The sequence below is a fragment of the Methylocystis sp. Sn-Cys genome (assembly GCF_016745395.1).
Taxonomy (GTDB): domain Bacteria; phylum Pseudomonadota; class Alphaproteobacteria; order Rhizobiales; family Beijerinckiaceae; genus Methylocystis; species Methylocystis iwaonis.
Genome location: NZ_JAERVJ010000006.1, coordinates 109,159 through 128,501 on the forward strand (window position 1 = coordinate 109,159; position 19,343 = coordinate 128,501).

20 protein-coding genes are annotated in these 19,343 nt (G+C 61.4%); 5 read left to right on the plus strand and 15 right to left on the minus strand.

Annotated elements, in window-relative coordinates; all coding sequences use genetic code 11:
* Positions 1 to 151: 151 nt before the first annotated feature.
* Positions 152 to 2,464, plus strand: a complete 2,313-nt coding sequence (locus tag JJT62_RS12940) for a TonB-dependent siderophore receptor (protein WP_202073185.1) — start codon at positions 152 to 154, stop codon at positions 2,462 to 2,464.
* A 9-nt stretch (positions 2,465 to 2,473) separates the two neighbouring features.
* A complete protein-coding gene (locus JJT62_RS12945) occupies positions 2,474 to 3,316 on the plus strand; it encodes a DJ-1/PfpI family protein (protein WP_202073186.1) in 843 nt (280 codons plus the stop codon).
* A gap of 201 nt (positions 3,317 to 3,517) precedes the next feature.
* Here JJT62_RS12945 and pqqA read toward each other — a convergent pair whose 3' ends face one another.
* Both pqqA and JJT62_RS12955 read right to left on the minus strand, forming a co-directional pair.
* Positions 3,518 to 3,595 (minus strand): pyrroloquinoline quinone precursor peptide PqqA, encoded by a 78-nt coding sequence (pqqA, locus tag JJT62_RS19580; protein ID WP_202073329.1) that lies wholly within the window; start codon positions 3,593 to 3,595, stop codon positions 3,518 to 3,520.
* 140 nt (positions 3,596 to 3,735) lie between these two features.
* Positions 3,736 to 5,133: a histidine kinase gene (locus JJT62_RS12955; protein ID WP_202073187.1), complete on the minus strand. Its 1,398-nt coding sequence runs from the start codon at positions 5,131 to 5,133 to the stop codon at positions 3,736 to 3,738.
* Between the two features lie 105 nt (positions 5,134 to 5,238).
* On the opposite strand from JJT62_RS12955, the gene JJT62_RS12960 reads away from it, so the two are divergent.
* Positions 5,239 to 5,871 carry a response regulator transcription factor gene (locus JJT62_RS12960; RefSeq protein ID WP_202073188.1) on the plus strand — a complete coding sequence of 211 codons (633 nt, stop codon included), beginning with the start codon at positions 5,239 to 5,241 and terminating at the stop codon, positions 5,869 to 5,871.
* A gap of 162 nt (positions 5,872 to 6,033) precedes the next feature.
* Here JJT62_RS12960 and JJT62_RS12965 read toward each other — a convergent pair whose 3' ends face one another.
* From JJT62_RS12965 to JJT62_RS13020, 12 genes are all read right to left on the minus strand, one after another.
* On the minus strand, positions 6,034 to 6,552 hold the full coding sequence (locus tag JJT62_RS12965) for a hypothetical protein (protein WP_210340661.1): 519 nt from the start codon (positions 6,550 to 6,552) through the stop codon (positions 6,034 to 6,036).
* A gap of 1 nt (position 6,553) precedes the next feature.
* The gene (locus tag JJT62_RS12970) at positions 6,554 to 7,078 is read right to left on the minus strand and encodes an SRPBCC family protein (protein WP_202073189.1); all 525 of its coding nucleotides are present in this window, start codon (positions 7,076 to 7,078) and stop codon (positions 6,554 to 6,556) included.
* A gap of 23 nt (positions 7,079 to 7,101) precedes the next feature.
* The gene (locus JJT62_RS12975) at positions 7,102 to 8,079 is read right to left on the minus strand and encodes a vWA domain-containing protein (protein WP_202073190.1); all 978 of its coding nucleotides are present in this window, start codon (positions 8,077 to 8,079) and stop codon (positions 7,102 to 7,104) included.
* Positions 8,079 to 8,669, minus strand: a complete 591-nt coding sequence (locus JJT62_RS12980; RefSeq protein ID WP_202073191.1) for an MxaK protein — start codon at positions 8,667 to 8,669, stop codon at positions 8,079 to 8,081. The genes JJT62_RS12975 and JJT62_RS12980 overlap by 1 nt, the downstream gene beginning before the upstream one ends.
* A complete protein-coding gene (locus JJT62_RS12985; protein ID WP_202073192.1) occupies positions 8,666 to 9,664 on the minus strand; it encodes a vWA domain-containing protein in 999 nt (332 codons plus the stop codon). Before JJT62_RS12985 ends, JJT62_RS12980 begins: the two co-directional genes overlap by 4 nt.
* Positions 9,661 to 10,554, minus strand: coding sequence for a nonribosomal peptide synthetase MxaA (locus JJT62_RS12990; protein WP_202073193.1), 894 nt, complete (start codon positions 10,552 to 10,554; stop codon positions 9,661 to 9,663). The genes JJT62_RS12985 and JJT62_RS12990 overlap by 4 nt, the downstream gene beginning before the upstream one ends.
* Before the next feature lie 8 nt (positions 10,555 to 10,562).
* Entirely contained in the window at positions 10,563 to 11,408 is an 846-nt protein-coding gene (locus JJT62_RS12995; protein ID WP_202073194.1) for a DUF58 domain-containing protein, read from the minus strand.
* Complete coding sequence (locus JJT62_RS13000) at positions 11,405 to 12,436, minus strand: MoxR family ATPase (RefSeq protein ID WP_202073195.1); 1,032 nt, start codon at positions 12,434 to 12,436, stop codon at positions 11,405 to 11,407. The genes JJT62_RS12995 and JJT62_RS13000 overlap by 4 nt, the downstream gene beginning before the upstream one ends.
* 132 nt (positions 12,437 to 12,568) lie before the next feature.
* Positions 12,569 to 12,859 (minus strand): methanol dehydrogenase [cytochrome c] subunit, encoded by a 291-nt coding sequence (locus JJT62_RS13005; RefSeq protein WP_202073196.1) that lies wholly within the window; start codon positions 12,857 to 12,859, stop codon positions 12,569 to 12,571.
* Between the two features lie 82 nt (positions 12,860 to 12,941).
* Positions 12,942 to 13,517, minus strand: coding sequence for a cytochrome c(L), periplasmic (gene moxG, locus JJT62_RS13010; RefSeq protein ID WP_202073197.1), 576 nt, complete (start codon positions 13,515 to 13,517; stop codon positions 12,942 to 12,944).
* Between the two features lie 30 nt (positions 13,518 to 13,547).
* Positions 13,548 to 14,465: a methanol oxidation system protein MoxJ gene (gene moxJ, locus JJT62_RS13015; RefSeq protein WP_202073198.1), complete on the minus strand. Its 918-nt coding sequence runs from the start codon at positions 14,463 to 14,465 to the stop codon at positions 13,548 to 13,550.
* Between the two features lie 98 nt (positions 14,466 to 14,563).
* Positions 14,564 to 16,438, minus strand: coding sequence for a methanol/ethanol family PQQ-dependent dehydrogenase (locus JJT62_RS13020; RefSeq protein ID WP_202073199.1), 1,875 nt, complete (start codon positions 16,436 to 16,438; stop codon positions 14,564 to 14,566).
* Positions 16,439 to 16,781: 343 nt separating this feature from the next.
* On the opposite strand from JJT62_RS13020, the gene JJT62_RS13025 reads away from it, so the two are divergent.
* On the plus strand, positions 16,782 to 17,591 hold the full coding sequence (locus JJT62_RS13025; protein WP_202073200.1) for a serine protease: 810 nt from the start codon (positions 16,782 to 16,784) through the stop codon (positions 17,589 to 17,591).
* Here JJT62_RS13025 and JJT62_RS13030 read toward each other — a convergent pair whose 3' ends face one another.
* Positions 17,592 to 18,455: a c-type cytochrome gene (locus tag JJT62_RS13030; RefSeq protein ID WP_202073201.1), complete on the minus strand. Its 864-nt coding sequence runs from the start codon at positions 18,453 to 18,455 to the stop codon at positions 17,592 to 17,594.
* Between the two features lie 293 nt (positions 18,456 to 18,748).
* On the opposite strand from JJT62_RS13030, the gene JJT62_RS13035 reads away from it, so the two are divergent.
* The gene (locus tag JJT62_RS13035) at positions 18,749 to 19,222 is read left to right on the plus strand and encodes a DUF3617 domain-containing protein (protein WP_246744877.1); all 474 of its coding nucleotides are present in this window, start codon (positions 18,749 to 18,751) and stop codon (positions 19,220 to 19,222) included.
* Positions 19,223 to 19,343: the final 121 nt, after the last annotated feature.

Consider the following 19,343-nt stretch of genomic DNA (forward strand, 5'->3'; position numbering starts at 1 on the left):
TTGTAGGTAAATCAAGACATGGCAATTTTGCAACAGTCGCGCGCAAGCGCGGGAGGGGCGTTCTCACGTTATCTCCGTGAAAGCTTGGCTTTCTATACCCCGCTCCGGGATGCGGCAACTTCCCGACGAAAGAGCGCTTTAGGAGGCCATTTTGCTCAATCGCAATCGACTACTGGGACATGTGTGCGCGGGGGCGCTGGCGGTTTCATATGCAGGCGACGCCGTCGCTCAACAGAATTTGCCCACGATCGACGTCGGCGTCGCGTCGCGGGCGCAGGCGCGAGGGGCCGCGCGGCCGGAGCCTGCGAGCCAGGCGGCCTCGAATCAGCGAGACAACGGCCCCCCAGTCCGGCAGACGACCGCTGGACCAGTGCGCGGCTATCAGGCGCTGACGTCGCGCGCCACGCGCTTCGAGACGCCGATCAAAGAATTGCCGATGTCGATCGTGGTGATTCCGCGCAAGCTCATCGACGACCAGCAAGCGGTATCCCAAGCCGAGGTTTTCCGGAACGTCTCGGGCCTGCAGCCGGTCAGCCCGCTATTTCCGGGCGAGCTCGGCCCAAGCCTTCGCGGCATGCGCGCCGAGCGTTACATCGATGGCTTGCCGAATTACTACGATCTCGGCGTGCGCGACCTCCTCGCCAATGTCGAGCGGGTCGAGGTGTTGAAGGGGCCGGCCAGCATCCTGTTTCAGGGCGGCGCGAGCCCGGTCGGCGGCGTGGTCAATGTCGTTTCCAAGCTGCCGACGCCGGATCGTTTCGCAGAAGCCGGCATCCGCGGCGGCGGCTACAGCTTCGCAAGCCCCTATATCGATATTAATCAGCCGCTTACCGAGAACAAGAGCGTTTTGTTCCGGCTGACCGCGCAATATGAAACCACGCGTTCGAACATCGATGTAGTGCAACGGCGCAGCTATACGATCAATCCGACGATCAAAATCGCGCCGACGGATGCAACCTCGCTGATCGTGCAGGGATATCTCACCCGGCGCGAGCAGCCTGACTATCCGGGATTGCCAGCGATGGGCACGATCGACAGAACCTTCTATTCGGTGCGCCCGACCGCCTTCCTGTCCAATGCTGGGCTGCTTGCGACAAGCACGTCCTCCTCAGGGGTCACGCTCCGCTTCGATCATAAGTTCGACGAGACGTTCTCGACCTTCACGAGCGCGCGCTTCTCATCGTCGAGCCTCTATGAGCCGTCGCAAATTCCGTTCGGCAACAAGCCGACCTTTTACAAAGACCCCTATGTGGGCGTCGTTGGCGGGCCGAGCCAGTTCTATATGGCCAACGTCATCATGGCCCAGCAGACGAAAGAAATCTCCGTCACATCGAATGTGATGGCGAAGTTCGACGCGGGGCCGACACGGAACAAGCTTCTTGTCGGCGGCGATTTCAACCGCGTCTGGGATCAGGGGTACATGTCCAGCGCCAACGCTACCCCGCCCGATCCAAAGATCCAGAAGACGCTGAACTTTTTCGGATTGGGCGCCTATGCGTCCTTTTATCCGACCCTCGTCGACTTCCGTGCGCCGGTCTTCCCGCCCTACGCCTATCCGCTTCCCGGCCAGGGCGGCTACACGATTTATAGCCGCGGCAACAGCGCCTATCAAAACGCAGGGCTGACGGCACAGCTGCAGTCCACGATTTTCGAGCGGTTGCATATTCTTGCCGCCGGCCGCGTCGCCTTCATCGATATTTATTCCGAGGAAGGCGCCGCCCGCCCGCCGCGGAAATTCAATTCGAGCCAGACAACTTTTCTGCCCCGCGTCGGCGCCCTATTCGACGTTACAGATTGGCTCTCGGTCTATGGCAGTTACGCGCGAGGCCTCCGGCCGGTCTCCATTTTCCTCGGCGTAGGCGGCGCGGCGCCGAAGGCGGAGGGATCGGAGCAATGGGAGGCGGGCGTCAAGCTGGACGGCCCGATGGGACTGTCGGGGACGCTCGCCTACTTCGATCTCAAGCGGACCAATGTCGTGACGACGCTCGCGGGAAGCATCACACAATATCAATCGGGCGAGTGGCATTCGTCCGGCGTCGAGGCTGACCTCGTTTGGCAGCCAACGACGGACCTCTCCTTTCTCGCAAGCTACGCACATATCGACGCCAAGGTTTCGAAAGATCTGAATCCCAAGATCCAAAATGCGCCCTTGAACCTGGCGCCGGCGGACTCCGGGCGCCTTTGGGGGAACTACGCCTTCGACGGCTTTCTCAAGGGCTGGTCGTTTGGCGCGGGGCTTTATGCAGCTTCCGGGCAGGTGATCGAGATCGGCAGCCCCTGGAGCACGAGCGGCTATGTCACTTTCGACGCCGCTCTGACCTACAAGCATGAACACTTCACTTTCTCGGTCAACGGCAAAAATCTCTCTGATCATCAGTATTTCGTTCAATATCCGTATCTTTCCGGCCGCGTCATGCCGGGCGAGGGACGCACGTTCTTCGCCAATCTTTCCGTTCGTATGTAGGAGTAAAGCATGAGCACGCTCGACCGCCGCCAGGTCGGAGAGGCGATCGCCGCCTTCGCCGCGATTCTTGCAAGCGGCCGAGCGTTTGCCGCGAGCGACAAGCCGAGCGACAGCGCGGCGCCTGGGCATGACATGTCACAGATGCCGAGCCACTGGCATGGCAAGGAGCGGATCGCCTTCCTGATCTATCCGGGCTTCACCGCCCTCGACATGGTCGGGCCGCACTACATGTTCGCAAGTCTGATGGGCGCAAAGATCGACATTGTCGCCAAGACGCTCGACCCCGTGCGTAGCGACACGGGTCTGATCTTTACGCCATCGGCGCGCTTCGAGGAGGCGGTCGCGGATTACGACATCCTTTGCGTTCCCGGCGGGACGCAAGGGACGCTCGCCGCCATTCGAGACGACGCCACAATCGCCTATGTTCGCGACATCGGCCAAAAGGCTCGTTTCGTCACCTCTGTCTGCACAGGTTCGATCGTCCTCGGCGCGGCGGGGCTGCTCGAGGGCTATCGCGCGACCTCGCATTGGGTGACAAAGCCATTGCTGCCGATCGTCGGCGCAATACCAACCGATGGGCGCTTCGTGAAGGACCGGAACCGCATCACGGCTGAGGGCGTCACGGCCGGGCTGGACTTCGCACTTTCTCTTGTCGCGGAGTTGCGGGACGAGAGATATGCGCAAGGCGTACAGCTCCTCGCCCAATACGCGCCCGCCCCGCCCTTCAACGCCGGCGATCCAGCTACGGCGCCGAAAGAGGTGACCGGGATGATCGACGGGATGTTCACGGGCCTGAGGCAAGAAATGCGCGCCGCCGCCGCGGCGACCTATGAAAGAAACAAGAAGCCTTAGATTGGTTCAGCGTCATTGCCGACGCTCGCGTAGCGAGCGATCGGGAATCCAGAGCAACACCCGCTGCTTCTGTGGCTCTGGATTCCCGGTCGGGCTTTCAGCCCGCCGGGAATGACAGCCGCCAATGTAGCTGTTCAAATGGAAATGGCGTCAGCCTTTCGCGCCGGGAGGAACGCCCTACCACGGCGCTCCAAAGCGGCGTTAAATCTCAGCCGATTCGTAGCTCGTGACTTCCATGCCAACGCACACTTCGATGATAATCGGGCTCGACCAGGTCATGACTGCTTCCTTCTATCGGGGCCCTGGATCGGGCCCTTGAGGCAAGATAACGGTCTGCGCTGGTTCGATCAGCCTGAAATTTCGCCAAAGGGCTGTTCCAAAGCTTCCCGACCAACTCCGCATTCTCCGAGGCATTCGCCCTACTCCCGATCGGCCTCGTCTTCGTCGCGGATCGGCAGCGAGACGATCACCCGCGTCCCTCCCGCCACGCCTCGCTCTACTTTCATCCGACCGCCCAGTCCCTGAACGCGCTCGCGCATCCCGAGCAGGCCCATTCCGGAACGGTGCTCTTCCGCGATGCCGACCCCATTGTCTTCGACGACGATAATTAATGTCGGCGCATCCTCCGTTTCGCTTTCTCCCATTTCGCCGATCATATCGCACCCGAATTCGGCAGAGACCCGCGCCCAACTTGCATTGGCGTGCCGAAAGACGTTGGTCACGCTCTCCTGAACAACTCTGTACGCCGTCAACGCGGTAGTCTCGTCGAGCGACGATAAATCATGGGGGCACGACAGCCGAAGATCGACTTCTGGATGGCCCAGCGACCAGGACGCGAAAAGATTTTTGAGCGCCGCCTCGAGCCCGAGTTCGGAAAGCCCCGTTGGCCTCAGGCGCCCGAGCAGACCCCGGAACAAAGACTGAAGCGCCTCGCCTGCCCGATCCATGATCGTGCTGATCTGGCGTAATCGCTCAGGGTCCGCCGGAGACTGCGCGACAGCCTCCTGTAGAGACGCCGCCGCCGCGCGGATCGAAAACAGGCAGGGGCCAGCCTCGTCGTGGAGGTCTCGGGCGATGTCTTTTCGCTCGCTGTCCTGAATCTCGATGAGCTCGTTGACGAGATCGCGGTTCTCCTGCCGCACGCGATCGAGCGTCGCTGCGAGCGAATTGAGCGCGTTCGAGATGTCGCGAAATTCCGTGGCGCCCTGCGGCGCGATCCGGATTCCGCTTTTCCGCGCTTCGAGGTCGGCAAGGCAGGCCTGCAGCGCTTCGAAAGGCGCGAGCGAATACCGAACGAGGAGCAGCACGAGAACGATGATGGCAAGCGTCACGACCAGACTGATCGACGCCAGCCAGGTCATGTCCGACCAGATCTCCTCCAACTCGTCGAGGGGATTGGAGACGATCGCGACGCTGCCATAGTCGCGCTCATGGGCGCGGATGGGAACGATGACGACGCGTGGCGGAGGAACATCCACGAGTCGCACAAACCAAGCGGGCGGATTGTCGGCGAGAAGGCGTTCTGGCTGAGACCACTGCGCCGGCGGCGCTTCGCCCCGTTCGAGTATCGTGATGTCGACATGGCGCAAACGACCGAGATTTGCGTAGAGTTGACGCAAGGCTGGAGCTGGATTCGCGTTGCTGGGAATACTTGCAATTGTTGTCAGGACAAACTCCCGAGCGAGACGGAGATTGCTTCCCGCCTCGGCCCGCACGCGCGGTCCCGCATGCATGAGCTGAATCGTGAGATTGATCAGGAGCATTGCAAGAAGCACGAGGCCGATCAGCCAACTCAGCCCCGCTTTCAGTGAGATCATCGGCTTTTGCCTGTGAAAGAGCAGCCACAAAACGGCCACAAGACGATTGACACCGCGCACGCTTTTCACAACAAAGATTTTAGGTCCACAACAAGAAAAATCGTCATGCGTGTTTTGATCGTCGACGACCATCCGATGGTGATCGAGGGCTGCCGCGGCATGCTCTCCGGGCAAAAAGACATCGACGTGATCGAGGCCCACAACGCCGACGAAGCGCTCGAAAAATATGCTTCCACCGCGCCCGACGTCATTGTTCTCGACATCAATCTCCCCGGTCTCTCCGGGTTCGAGCTGCTGCGCCTGTTGCTGAAGCGAAACCCGGATGCGAAAGTCATCGTCTTCACCATGAACGACGATCCGGTTTTCGCGGCGCGGGCAATCGAACGCGGCGCGCGAGGCTATCTGGCAAAAAACGAGGACCCGAAAGTCTTCATCAAGGCGCTTCGATCCGTTGCGGCGGGCGAACGCTATCTCTCCGGCAATCTGGCGCTGAGACTCGCCTTCGCCGACCAGAGCCTGACCAAGAATCCGCTCGACGCGCTGAACAGCCGAGAGATCGAAATTCTGCGCAACCTCGCCAATGGCAAGGATATGACCGAGATCGCGCATATTTTGAAGGTTTCCTACAAGACGGTCGCCAACAACTGTATTTTGCTCAAGCGCAAACTCGGGGCACGGTCCAAGGCCGACCTTCTGCGCATTGCGGTCGAGAACAAAGTCGCCATGCGGCTGGTGTAATAGATCCGCTTGATTGGGCCGGCGTCATTCCCGACGCTCGCGTGAGCGAGCGATCGGGAATCCAGAGCAAAACCAGCGCTTTTGTGGCCCTGGATTCCCGGTCGGGCTTTCAGCCCGCCGGGAATGACATCAATCGGAGCTATTCTAACGGAAATAGTACATCTACCTGAACTGCTTTTGCGTTCGGTAGCGCTCCGAAAGAAGGCGCAAAGCCTCTTCGCGCGTCACGTCCTTGTGACGTAGATTGAAATAATGCTGGCAGAGGACGCCATAGGTCTGCTTCTGTCCGGCCTCGGCGGCGACATTCGATAGCGCCTCCAGCAAATCCGCATAACCCTCGACACGTCCGTCGTCCGCCAGCATTTTTCCAGTCTGCGCCGTCCGGTTGGCGAGCATGCGGTCCGTTTCGAGGAAATGCGGGCGCGCTGCGAGCAGCGCCGCACGCATGCGCCCGACCGCCACCTCGCCGGCGACGCCGTCGTGGCCGGCTTCCCGGCGCGCCAGCCAGAGCGCCGGGTCGGTATTGTCCGTCGCGCTCAGCCAGGGGCCGCCGCTTTTGGCCTCCTGCGCCTCGATCACATCATTTGCGCCGCTCGCGCGTTCCTCTTTGCCGCAGGCTGCGCAGAGGAGGCACGTGACGAGCACAAATGCCGCTTTCGAGGCGGTCGACCGCGGCGGCACGCTATTTTCCTTCGACTTTTCTCTTCAGGCTCTCCAGCCCGTTATGGAGATATGTCGCCATCGCGGTGCGCGCCGCGTCATCGTTGAGATTTTCGGGCGGCTCGTTGCTCGTGTCGCCGCGATAGAGGCGCCCATACCATTTCACTTGGCTGCCACCGCTCGCCGCCGGCTCCACCGTGAAGGTGAGCGTGTAGGAACTCACCGGCAGCGCGTCGAGATTGGGATCGGACATGCGCCAGGAAAGCTTGTGCGCCGCCGCGTCATATTCGTCGAGGCCTTCCTTCAACGCCCCGCCCTTCTTGAGCGTCACTTCGCGCTCGGCGCCCGCAGCGTCGCCGCCCTTGGCCTTCACCGCCTGGACGTCCGGATGCCAGGCTGCCAACCCATCGAATTTCCCCGCGACCGCCCAAACCGCCTTGGGATCGGCGGAAATGACGATGGTTTCATCGACCTTGATCGGCGTCGGTCCATGTGCGAACGCCGGCGCGGCGAGCAAGAAGGCTATCAACGACACTGCTTTCTTCATTTGTTTCTCCCTCATGGTTGTGATTACGCGGCGCGCGCGATTTGTCGCTTGCGCGTGAGCCGCTCCAAAAGCGGCGCGATCAAGAAGACCGCAAACAGGCAGGCGGCGGAGGCGCCGCCGACAAAGGCTCTGAGATCGAGATACCCCGAGCGTGGACGCGCCGTTGCCGCGGCAAGATAGTCGTCGCGCAGACGCGCTGCGTCGCCGAGATGGGCGTAGCCGAGGCCGGTTTTTTCGGCGAGCGTGCGCAGATAGTCTTCCTTCACCGAGGAAAGATGCTCCGCGCCGACGGCGGCCGTCGCGCCGAAGGGCGCGTTGCGGGCATTGTAGCCCTCCCTTTGCTCGGCGCCTTTGGGCGGCAGGCCGAAACGGCTCTCATGCGGGACTTCGTCAACGGCGACGAAGCCGATGTCCCGCCCCCGGTCGTCGAACTTCGGGATCGGCGAGAGATCGTAGCCGCCGGTTCCCACGATCAACCCACGCGTCTCACCGGCTTTCCCGTCGAAAGCGGGACCGCCGGATGGCGGCAGCGGCGGGGCCTCGTGGCCGTCCGTGAAAAACAGCAGGTCCGTCTTCAACTCGCGCGCCATGTCGATGGCGCGGAACAGACCCGCCGCTATTCGGCTATCCCCCTCCCAGGCCATGCGCCAATCGAGCGCTGCGATCGCAGAGTCGAGCGGCGAGAAATCGGCGCAGGCGTCGATGGGCTCGAAGAGCAGGAACGGCCGCCGTTCGGTGAAAACGCCGAGCGCGACGCGCGAGGGGCAAGGGAGGCTGGCGATCAGCTCCCGCAAGGCGGCCTTGGCCTTTTCGAGACGGCTGATCGGTTTGCCCGAGGCGGCGTAGTCGCGAACATTCATGCTGCCGGTGATGTCGACGACGGCGAGGAGGTCATACCCCGGGCGCGTCACCAGCACCCGGGGCGTAATGAATGTAGCGACGAGCAGCGCCACCGCCAGCGTCAGCAAGATGAACCGGGGATCACGCAAGTCCGGGCGCATCAGGGCAGACCTTTCGGCTTGCCCGGAATATCGGTCCAGAGCTTTTTCGGATCGGCGCTGAGCTCGTCGCCGCTCGTTCGCTCGAAGTCCGGAAAGTCGCGCACAAGTCGCGCCGCCACGTCGAAATTATATTTGGCGTCCCAGAATTCCGGGTCGAGTTGGAGCGCGCGGCGATATTCCCGCTTGGAAAGATTCACGAAAGGAGCCGCCGCTTCGAGCTCGGATCTCTCGATATGCGCCAGCGCCACGCGCAGCAGCGCATTGGCCAAGAGATAATGCCCCCGCGCGCGGGTCTGCGTATCGCCGACGCGGTCCAACGCCTCCAGAAGACCGCGGGATTGATCCAGTTCGTCGCGTTTCGTCAGGAAAGCAATGCGCGCGAGCAGCAGTTCCGGGCGCGCGTCGGCGTCGATTTGAATATCGTGGCCTGTGCGGAGCAATTCGATCGTGTCATTCGTGGCGAGCGCGCGGCGCCACGCCACCAATTCGAAGCCGGTCGCGACAGCAAGCGTCAGGAGGAGTGCGACGAGCAGCGCAGAATGCTGCTCGCGCCAAAAAACGACGGCTCTTTTGCGCAGGCGGTCGATCACGGGACGCCTCTGGGTGACGCGAGCTGAACTTCCGCTAGTTTTGCGACGAGCAGCAGACACACTGCGCCGAGCGCCGCTGCAAAAAATGTCCCGGACAGATCGCGTCGCGGCAGCTTTTCGAAATACGGCATGGGCCGGCGCTCGAGCTGATCGATCTGACGCAAAGCTTCCTCGGTCGCTTTGGGTCCTTCCGCTTCGAAAGCGCGATAGGGCACGCCAAGCGATTTGAAATAAAGATCGAGATGGCGCTCCGGGGCCGCTTGTGGGGACTCGTCGTTGTCGTGCGCGTCGTAGATCCCCTGGCTTCCCTCGGTGCGCAGGAAAAGCCAATAAAGATTGACGTGGGCCTTTTTGAAATCCGCGCGCAGATCGTCCTGGATTTTCGGATCGATGACTCCCGCGCCGTCCGATATCAGAAGAACGGCCCGGGAATGATCGGCGTCACTCGCGCGAAACATCGAAAGCGCCATGACGAGGCCACGTGCAATATTGGTGTAATCCAGCCCCGGCCGATCCATGGCGTCGATCGCTGCTTTGGTCGCGTCAGGGTGATCGGAGAGCGGCGTGACGAGCATGGGCGAGGTCGAGAAGGCCGCGACGCCGACAAGGTCGCGCCGCCGACTCTCGACAAAGCCTTTCAATATCCGCTTGGCGGCGGCCGCCTTGGACTCTTCGTCGCCAGAAGGGTTCCGGCCCGCAAATGTCTCGTTCATACTGCCGCTGCGATCGATCAGCATAACGATCTGCGCGCCTTCGGCCACGCGCTCGACTTCCTCTCCGGGAAGGAAAGGACCGGCCGCGCCCGCGAGACTCGCGAGAAGCGCCATGACGCCGAGCAACTTCAAGCCAACGTCGACGAGTCCGGAAAGACGGTCTTCGGGTGCGCAATCCAGTGAGGAGATCGCGCAATCGCGCAATGCGGATTTCCACAGCGGCGCGAGGGCGGCGGGCGCCAGCAGGAGCAGTTCCGGGAGGTCGAAGCTGATAAGCGTCACTGCGCGCGCTCCCGGCGTGCGAGCGCTTTTACAAAATCGAGGAGCTCGGCAAGGGGGTAATCGCCGACGTGATCTCCCGCTTGCGAAAAGAAGGCCCATCGCGATGCTGAGAAGAAGCGATCGAACGCAGGCTTCAGGGGCGCGAATTCCGGCCGCCGCGCCAAAAAACCGGGGACGTCCTCAGCGAGGAGCGACGCGCCGTTCGCAAGATCGATCGCGCGATGCAGGCTCTGAAAGGCCAACGGAAGAACGGTCGCGTCGGTCGCCGCGCGAGTCTGAACCGTGAGCTTGCGCGCCAGCGCGCTGAAAATGCGCGCGGGTCTTTTCTGGAATGGCGGCCAGGCGCGATCCCGCGCGACCGCAGTGAGCGAGAGTAAAGAGAGAGCGGCGAATGCCAGCGCAAGACGCTTCGGCTCGGTCTCCTCCGCATAGACCACCGGCGCATCCGGGCGCAAATAGTCCTCCGAGCGCTCCTGCTTTTCAGGCGCGATTTCGCGCAAGGGCGCGACGCCCACGCGCCAGGCGGGAACCGAAATGGTTTCCTCTCCAAGACGCACATCGAAAGCAGGAATGTCGATGTTTCGCACATCGAGCGCGACGTAGAAATTCTGGTAGACCAGATCGATGTCCCAACGCGTGTCCGCGCCGACCGCTGTCGCGTGAACGCCTACGTCTTTGAGGTCGAGCGAAACCCCGAGGGGCCCCGGCCGCGGAAGTGAGGAGGCCGAGAGCTTCGCGTCCGCTGATGACATAATCTCGATGCGGGCATGGATAAGATCGCCGACAAAATAGCCGAAAGGCCGCGCGGAATGAATTTTGACGCGCTGGTCGGCGGCCTGGGCGCAAGTGGCCCAGAAGAGCGCGACAATGAAGAGTGGCGCGATACGCATGTCGCGCCTCACGCCGCCATGAGACGTAAACTGAGGGATCGGGAATCGACACGATCCTCGACGAAAACCGGCGGTCGAACGCGTCCGGCCGCGAGCTGAATCAACGCCGCCCGGCGCTTCGACTCGGCGTCGATCCATTTTTGCCGCAGGCCCGGACGCATGACAATTGTACGCCGCCGCGCTGTTTCGGGCTCACGTAAATCGAGCAAACCCCAGCGCGGCGGATTCAGCTCGACAGAGTCGACGAGCACCACCGGCAAAACATCGTGAAGCGCCAGCGCGTCAAAGATCCTCTGGACAAGCGCCGCCGACCATCGGAAGTCGGAGATGAGCAGAACGAGCTTTCGCCCCGCGCCGAGGCGTATCGCGGCAGTCTCGAGGCTTTCCGCGTTCGTGCCGGCCGGACGTTCGTCGCGAAGCCGATCAACGGCGTGAAGCGCCGCCCTTCGCGATAGCGTCGCCGGAAGAAAGGCGCTCTCACGCAAAACGTCGCCGCCGGCGACGAGACCGAAGCGGTCGCCAATGCGCGTCGCCGAAAAGGCGAGCGCGGCACAGAGGTCGCAGGCGACCTGGAAACGGTCGACCGCGCCGACAAAGCCCATGGACGCGGAAAGGTCGACAAGCGCGTAAACGTCGATCGCGCTTCTTTGCTCGAAGCGCCGGACATGAGTCTCGCCGAAAGGATCGCGCAATGTCGCGCGCAGATCGATGCGTCTTGCGTCAGGATAGCGCAGGAAGGGCGCTTGGTCACGGAACACGCCGAACCCACCGACCTCGCTCGATACATGCGCGCCGGCATGATTGGACCGGAAGCGTCCGCGAGGGCGGTACAGAAGGTCGCCAGTTATGGTCATGGAACCGGAATCGTGTCGAATGCGGCTTGGCAGAGCTGCTTGACCGGTTCGTCGCCGCGCAGCGCATGAATGGGATCGACAAAAATGCGATGCGCCATCACCTCGAGAAAAACGTCTTTGATGTCGTCCGGCGTCAGATAGTCCCTACCCTCGAGCCAGGCGCGCACCCGCGCCGCAAGCGCCAGAGTCGCAAGGCCGCGTGGGCTGGCGCCGCCCTTTACAAGCGTCGCGACGTCGACGTCGCGCAACGATATGCCGACGGACGCCGGCTCGGTCAGCGCGCGCCAGAGGTTCAACACATAAGACTGGAGGGTCGGGCTCGCCTTCACCGTCTCCTGGATTACGCGCGCCACGCTCCCGATCTCGCGATAGTCGACCGTTCCGGGCGCCACTCTGTCGAGAAGTAAATCGACATCCTGAAAGACGGGATCAAAAATAAGGCTGCGCCGCGCCTCTGGATCGGCGGGCGCCTGCATGGAAATTTCCATAAAGAAGCGGTCTCTTGCGGCGGCAGGCAGTTCGAATGTCTCTTCGCGCTCGACCATATTGCGGTCGGCGAAAACCTGGAGATAGGGAAAATTGACCAGACGGTTGAACGCCGTCACGCTTCGTTCGGCCATCAGCCGCAAAAGGAGCGAATGGACCTGTGGCCGCGCGCGATTGATCTCGTTGAAGAAGAATACGGGCAGCGTATCCGCCAGCCGCAGAAGCTCCGAGGCTTCGACGCGCGGGCGACCGTCGTCGCCAAGATAGGTATGGTAGAGGATGTCGCTCGGCATCATATCGACCGTGCCCTCGAAACGGGCGAAATCCCCGCCGAGCGCGCGGGACACCGCTCGAAGCAAGGTCGTCTTGCCGACGCCGACGTCGCCTTCGATCATGATATGGCCGCGGGCAAAAACGCCGATCGTGACGAGCCGAATGACGCGCTCCTGGCCGATGACCGCTTTTCGGATTTCCTGCTCGAAGGCGAGCGCGCGTTCGCGCCATTCGCCGAGCTTGTGCTCTTTTTGGGAGTCGTCGTTCAAGACACGACCTTACAGCGCGATAAAAAGGGCGGCCACGATCTCGGGAACGGACGCGATGCGCTGTTGTTGAACAACATCGGATCCAGATCGTGGCCGCTTTCGTTCATCGCGGAAAAACCGCGACGAATTCGATTATTGAGCGATCTTGCTCACGTCATATTCCCATTTGCCGGTCTTCTTGAAATTCTCGACCCGCTTTTTGTTGCGATCTTCCATGGACTGGATCGAGGCCTGCTGCTTGGCGAGTTCCTTCGGATCGTGCTTGGGGTCGTATTTCGAGCCCTCGACCTTTTCCGGAAAGCCCGGCTTGGGTTCCCAGCAGTTGCCGGGCGCTTTGCACTTGGTGCCGTCATAGGCGAGAGCGCTGCCGGCGCTGAACATGATGCCAACGGCGACCGCCGCAGCGAAATGCATCTTACGCATGCCTGGTTCCTCCATATGTGCGAGGCTCGAGCCTCTTTGTTTGCGCCTCCCGCCGATCGGCGGAACTTGCTTCGCCGTGACCTTACTTTTTGGCCTGGCACTTGCCTGGCGGATTGTCCGGCAACGTCTCATGTCCGGCGTAAGGCTTGAACGACTTGCGCTGCGTATCGCTCAGCCAAGTCGCCTTCTCCGGCGCTTCCTTGAAGAGGTGGCGGACCCAAGCCATTACCTTCAGCATCTCGTCGAGCTGAAGATTCTGATATTGCGGCCCCATCGACGCCTGTGCGCCGCCATAGATCGTCGAGAACAGGCCTTCGTCGGTCTCGTTCTGCGGATAGGTCCAATAAGCGTCGTTGAGGCCGGGCCCGATCTTGCCTTCGCCGATATGGCCATGGCAGCCCGAACACGCCGAGAGGAAAGTCTGCTCGCCCTGTTTCAAGCAGCTCAGATCCTCATTGTAGGGGTTGACGCCCGTCGTCATGAATTCCTTGACGGCGGGAGTGTCTTTACCCTCCGGCAGCGCGTCGCTGAAATTGAGGACTTCGCCAGTGATGGTGTTGCGGAAGGTAATGGCCGACTGTGCGATTGCCGCTACGGCTACGAAGGCTCCGACCGCGGCGACGATCACACGCGCCGCATTTTTTCTTTGCTTGAACACGTTTTCTCTTCCTGCTCAGTATGCGCGCGTCTATTGGGTCACCGGCAAAAGGGGGACGCCTTCGGCTTTGAGGATTTCATCGATCTTCGGCTTGGCGGCGACCAGCGCGGTGTTGACGGCGTCCAGCAACGCCTTGTCGTCACGGCGAACGGCGACCGATTGTTCGAAGCGTTGCGGCACTTTTTCGCCATTGCTCTTCGCCGCATCGTCTTCAATCAAGCTCATTCGCAAGGGAACGGTCGACGCCTTGACGTAACGCGCGACATCCGGCGCAAATCCCACTGCGATTTCGGCGGAGCCATTCACAACCTCGCCCACCATGCGACTCGGATCGATCTGCGTATATTGATTGCGCGCTGATCTGAAGTTCACGAGCGAGTAAAGATAGGCCATATTATCTTCATATTGGCCCATGTCTTTGAGGAGCACTTCGCCCGGCGAGCCAAAGGCGACGACGATGTGGCCAGCCTTTTTCAGTCGAGCGTCGTTCCACGACTTCACGTCGAGGCCGCGATCCGCGCGGCTCACGAAGACGTAGCCAGTCCGGTAATAAGGTTTCGACGTCGCGACGCGCGGATCGCCCGTATCGAGGCCGATGATGATGTCGCAGAGGTTCTTGTCGAGATAGTCGCGGACGAGATAGATCGCTGGCCGCTCGGACCACACGAACTGCGCCTTGCGCTTCAACGCGTCGGCGAGCGCTACCCCAATCTTGTTTTCGAGACCCGAGCCGTCTTCCAACGACAGCGGCGGTTGGTTCTTTGCGGCGCAGATTCGCAGCGAATGAGGATCGGCTGCTTGTCCAGGCGCCTGCGCCGGATTCGAAGCCGCGTTGTTGACGGCGTCGCCGGAAACGCCAAGCGACGCAGCGGTCGCCGGCGCGGCGCCGAGGAGCGCCGCAGCAGCGACGGCGCTAAACCATGTAGACGAGCGAGTCGGACGCAACATCTTCGCTTCTTTCGTGAACTTCCTCGGGCGTTTGCCCGAGCGCAGATTTATGCGCCCGAGCAAACGTCTCAATTGCTTCTTGCAAAGCAGAGAGGAGATTAGTTGGCCTTGTATTCGCCGAGGTTCAGATCGTCGTAGGGACCCTTGCCGTCGAGCGCGAAGACCATCACGCCGCCGCCCATCTGGGTATAATTGGCAAGCTGCTTGAAGGCGCCGACCGCGCCAAGACCGGCCGTCGGATCCTGAAGGTCGAACACGAGGCCAACGCCCGGCCAACCACCGACGCCGTACAGGATGGCCACATATTCGACGCCCTTGTGCTGATAGACGATCGGATGGCCGATGACGCCGGACGGAAGCTTGAACTTCCAGAGCAGGTCGCCGGTGTCGCTGTTGCGAGCCTTGATGAAGCCGTCGAGCGTTCCGTAGAAGACGACATTGCCAGCGGTCGCGGCGGTGCCGCCCCAAACCGCGAAGCGCTCCATCTTCTCCCATTTGAACTGGCCGGTGATGGCGTTGTAGGCCTTGATCTGACCCAGGCCCTCGCCCTTCTGGCGGTCGCCCTTCGGACCCGGAAACATGTTCAGCGTCGCGCCGACGAAGAACTGACCGGCGCGGTACGGAAGCATGAAGGGCTCCCAGTCCATGCAGATATGGTTCACGCCGAGGAAGAACAGCTCCTTGGTCGGGTCGTAGGAGTCGAGCCCCTGATTGTGATAACCCATCGCCGAGGGGCAAACATCCTTGGCGAGATGATCCATGCGGGTGCCATATTCGGGGTCGCGAACCGGCAGGCCGCTCTTCAGATCGACCTTTTTGAAGACATTGACCGTGTCGTCGATTTTGTCCGCCGAGACCAAGGTGCCGTCCGTGCGGTCGAGCGTGTAGACGATGCCGTTGCGGTCCGGATGGGTCAGCAGCTTGCGAAGCTTGCCTTCCTTATCCTTCTGCTCGCTGAGCATCATGAAGTTGATGCCCGCGTAATCCCATTCGTCGTGCGGCGTCTTTTGATAGCCGAATTTCGCCGCGCCGGTTTCGAGATCGCGGCCCCAAATGGTCATCGTCCACTTGTTGTCGCCCGGACGCATCGTCTCGTTCCACGGCGCGGGGTTGCCGCTGCCGTAGTAGACGAGATTCGTGCCCGGATCATAAGCGAACCAGCCCCAATTCGTGCCGCCGCCGATCTTCCAGGCGTCGCCTTCCCAGGTCGACGTGCCAAGGCCCTTCTGGCCATAATGCGGATTCGCCTTGTTGAAGTCGTCGCCGATCAACACGTCGGAATCAGGCCCCGTGGCGTAAGCGCGCCACTTCTGCTCACCGGTACGAACGTCGTAAGCGGTCATATAACCACGCACGCCGAGCTCGGCGCCCGAGCTGCCGACAAGCACCACATCCTTGTAGACATGCGGCGCAACGGTCAGGGTCGAGCCGACTTTGAAGTCGGAGTTTTCGATCTTCCAGTATTCCTGGCCGGTAACCGCGTTCAGGGCGACAACATTGCCGTCGAGAAGCGTCTTGATGATCAACGACGGCGTCTTGCCATCGCCAGGCCAATAGGCAAGGCCGCGATTGACGATGTCGCAGCAGGCGACGGCGCGCGCGGCGGCGTTCTGCTTGGGCTTGTGCTGCCAAAGAATGCGCGTCGGATCGCTCAGATCGAGCGCAAAGGTGTTGTTGGGAAACGACGTATGAACATACATTTTTCCGTCGACGACAATTGGCGCGCCTTCGTGGCCGCTCAGCAGGCCCGTCGAAAAAGACCAGGAAACCTTGAGGTTCTTGACGTTGTCAGCGTTGATCTGCGTGAGCGTGCTGTAGTGGTTCGCGCTGTAGTTCTTGCCCTGCATCGCCCAGTTGTCTTCGCTCTTCGCGAGCGCTTCGAGCCGGTCTTCGGCCTGGGCGACCGACGCCATAGTGACGGGCGCCGCGATCAGGACCGACAGCAGGGAAACGGAATTTAAGAATTTCCTCATAGACGAGTCCTCCTGCGACGTCCTGCAAGACCGTTGGCGGCTTCTTGAAAGGATGACGTCGCCTCGTGAAGACGCTCCAGCATTTCTCCAGAGTCGTCATGTTCGTTGAAGGTCGCTTCCTTGGAAGCGCTTGCCGCGCTTTATGGGAGAGACGATCCGCGAGCATATAAATTTAAGCGTCGCAGCGTGTCTCTACGATTTATCGGTAATGTGCCTCGGGAAAGAATGGCATATCGCCTCCCGGTATTTCCTACGCACCGGCGCTAACGCGTCGTCATCTTGACGCGGGTCGACATGCGGTATCTTCTCCCGCCGAACTGCATGGCTATAAGAAGCATGACGCATGTCTGATCGTATGGTTTTCGGCCTTTTTGGCGCCTATCTGCTGACGCTCGGCGCCGCCGGTTTCGAGGGCCCGAAGGCGCCGATCGTCGACATCGCGCTGTATCCGCAGGACGGGCGCCGCCTGATGACCGACGCCGACTTGGCGCGCTTTCCTGGGGCTGGCGTGCTGATGTGCTATTCTGATTTTGGCGCGCTGGAGCGCGGCGCGGCGGCATGGCTGATCGGCGCGCATGATCTCGTCGTGGTAAACGCGCATAATTTTGTCGACAGCAAGCTGGTTCCGACGCACCCCGTGACGAACTGCTTTTTTCGTATCGCGGGCGGCGATTATTACTTCGACGGCGACAATGTGCTGTTCGGCGCGGCGGTGGAGTCCAAAGGCCTGCACATCACCGACGACTGGGCGCTCCTACGGCTGCTGCAACCGACGCCTGACAATGTGAAGCCGCAGCCCATCCCGGATGCGAGCAACATAATGACCGGACCGGGGATGAAGGTGACGATGGTGGCGCCCGCGGGACATTCCAATACGCGCCTCCCCGCCACGATCGAATTATGCGAGATCCATCGCATCGACGAACCGAGCGAGGGCCATGTGCGGCGTGCGCGGCACGACTGTAATGACGGCTACGGCGGCTCCGGGTCGGGATTATTCTCGGAAGACGGTCGGCTGATCGCCATGCACAGCGCCTCGTTGGATATGAACCTTCAGAGGCCCTTCGACATCGAGACGCATTATGGCTCCGCCATGCTTTTCGAGGGCGACCTCGCGAAAGCCATTCGAGCGGCCGTCGAGACCCCGCGCTGATTATTCTTTCGGGGGGATGGTTCGTAGATAGGCGACAAGCGCGTCTAGATCCTCTCTCGACATCTTTGCGAAATGCGCCTTGGCGAGCGTCGACATGGGCGGCTTGAGCGGATCGCCGTTACGCGAGACCCCTTGCGTGATGGCGCGCGCGATCTCCTCGCTCGACCAGGCGCCGAGACCTTTCTCCTGATGCGCGCTGATATTCGATGCGACAGCGACTCCGCCGGGGGTGCGGAAGATTTTTCCACCCGCGCCGAGTCGGTTTACGTGATCGGGCGCATCGTCTTTTTCGCCACTGTGGCAGGACAGGCAGCGGGCGATCGAGGCGACATAGAGCCCGCGCTTGATTTTGTTGGAAAGCGCCGCGTCATCGAAAGGGGCCTCGGCGCCGGGTAGCGGATGCGGCGCCCATTCGCCATGTCGCTGTGGCGGTTGCGCAGGTTGGGTTCGAACGGGAGCTGCGGCGCGAAGAAAGGAGATGATCGCGTCGAGATCGTCTTTGGTCAACGCACGGTAGGAGTCGGAAGGCATCACAGGCGCGAGCTGCCCGTCCCGGCCGACGCCGGCGACAATGGCGGCGCCCAGCGCCTCGTCGCTCCAGCCGCCCACGCCCGTCTCTTTGTCGGGTGAGATATTCGAACCGCGTACGGCATAGCCATTGCCGGAGAACGTCTGAGACCCGCCGGAGAAGCGCGCGGCGTAATCATAGCCCCCGGGGCCCCGCGGCGTGTGGCAATTATCGCAGGCGCCGAGGGCCTCCACCAGATATTGCCCGCGCGCTCTGTCGGCTGCGGCGGAGTCACGGATGCTCAGGGCGGCAGCCCCCATGCAGAAGGCAGCAAGGAGAAATACGCGACTGATCATACGAACGACCCAAAACGCCGCGGTTGAATCGACATCGACGTTCCTACAACAGCGCCATTGTGACGTCTTCTTCATTATTTCCCGGAGACTACAGGAAGAATCAGCACTTCGCAGCAGACCCCCGCCTCGCCCGACAGATGGACGTCGAAGCAGCCTGCGTTAAGGAAATTGCAATGGTCGGAACATTATGGCGACGAGAAGCATCGACGGCGGAGCGACTCTCGATCGGGATGCTTTCACGGAAGCAAGGGAAAAATCGGAAGGCGCCTTTACGGCGACGACTAGAAATGATTATGGCCGCACATCGGACCCTGAACGCTCAACGCTCTGCGGGAACAATGTTGAAAAGCCCCCTGCTTTCTCCCAGCCTGTTCGCGTTGGTCATGAGCCTCTCCGGTTCGGTGGGAGAGGCGCAGCCGACGGGCGCGGCGCAAACCGAGCTGCCAACAAGAGCTCCGGGTTTGTGGCGGATCACAACGGTTTCTCCCGAGATCGGGATGCAGACCAATGACGTCTGCATTGCCGAGGGCGACAGCATCATCGGCCCTCGCGCGAGTGGCTGTACGCAACCATCCGTCTCGCGTGCAGGCGACCAAGTGATCGTCACGGTCGAATGTGTCGCGGGCGGCAGGCGCGAGGTTGAGAGCTTTCTCTTCACGGGCGATTTCAAATCCTGGTATCGCGCCCAATCCAAAATGAGCTCGGGAGCGAAACGTTCCGGCTTCACGATCGACGCGAAATTACTGCGAAAGAGCTGCGAGCCTTGAGGCCTGCGGCGTGTTCCGCCGCGCCCGGCGTCGAGCGTATGCCGTTTCACTATATGAAAGACGCGGGGGCGAATTACATCCAGCCCGTCTCCGGAATTCAGTCTCCCGCTCTGTCCGACAT

Bases quoted from the DNA above. Each gene is read 5' to 3' on its own strand.
- JJT62_RS12945 (WP_202073186.1), top strand. From the start codon at position 2,474: ATGAGCACGCTCGACCGCCGCCAGGTCGGAGAGGCGATCGCCGCCTTC.
- pqqA (WP_202073329.1), bottom strand. From the start codon at position 3,595: ATGACCTGGTCGAGCCCGATTATCATCGAAGTGTGCGTTGGCATGGAA.
- JJT62_RS12955 (WP_202073187.1), bottom strand. From the start codon at position 5,133: ATGATCTCACTGAAAGCGGGGCTGAGTTGGCTGATCGGCCTCGTGCTT.
- JJT62_RS12960 (WP_202073188.1), top strand. From the start codon at position 5,239: ATGCGTGTTTTGATCGTCGACGACCATCCGATGGTGATCGAGGGCTGC.
- JJT62_RS12970 (WP_202073189.1), bottom strand. From the start codon at position 7,078: ATGAAGAAAGCAGTGTCGTTGATAGCCTTCTTGCTCGCCGCGCCGGCG.
- JJT62_RS12975 (WP_202073190.1), bottom strand. From the start codon at position 8,079: ATGCGCCCGGACTTGCGTGATCCCCGGTTCATCTTGCTGACGCTGGCG.
- JJT62_RS12990 (WP_202073193.1), bottom strand. From the start codon at position 10,554: ATGCGTATCGCGCCACTCTTCATTGTCGCGCTCTTCTGGGCCACTTGC.
- JJT62_RS12995 (WP_202073194.1), bottom strand. From the start codon at position 11,408: ATGACCATAACTGGCGACCTTCTGTACCGCCCTCGCGGACGCTTCCGG.
- JJT62_RS13005 (WP_202073196.1), bottom strand. From the start codon at position 12,859: ATGCGTAAGATGCATTTCGCTGCGGCGGTCGCCGTTGGCATCATGTTC.
- moxJ (WP_202073198.1), bottom strand. From the start codon at position 14,465: ATGTTGCGTCCGACTCGCTCGTCTACATGGTTTAGCGCCGTCGCTGCT.
- JJT62_RS13020 (WP_202073199.1), bottom strand. From the start codon at position 16,438: ATGAGGAAATTCTTAAATTCCGTTTCCCTGCTGTCGGTCCTGATCGCG.
- JJT62_RS13025 (WP_202073200.1), top strand. From the start codon at position 16,782: ATGTCTGATCGTATGGTTTTCGGCCTTTTTGGCGCCTATCTGCTGACG.
- JJT62_RS13030 (WP_202073201.1), bottom strand. From the start codon at position 18,455: ATGATCAGTCGCGTATTTCTCCTTGCTGCCTTCTGCATGGGGGCTGCC.
- JJT62_RS13035 (WP_246744877.1), top strand. From the start codon at position 18,749: ATGGCCGCACATCGGACCCTGAACGCTCAACGCTCTGCGGGAACAATG.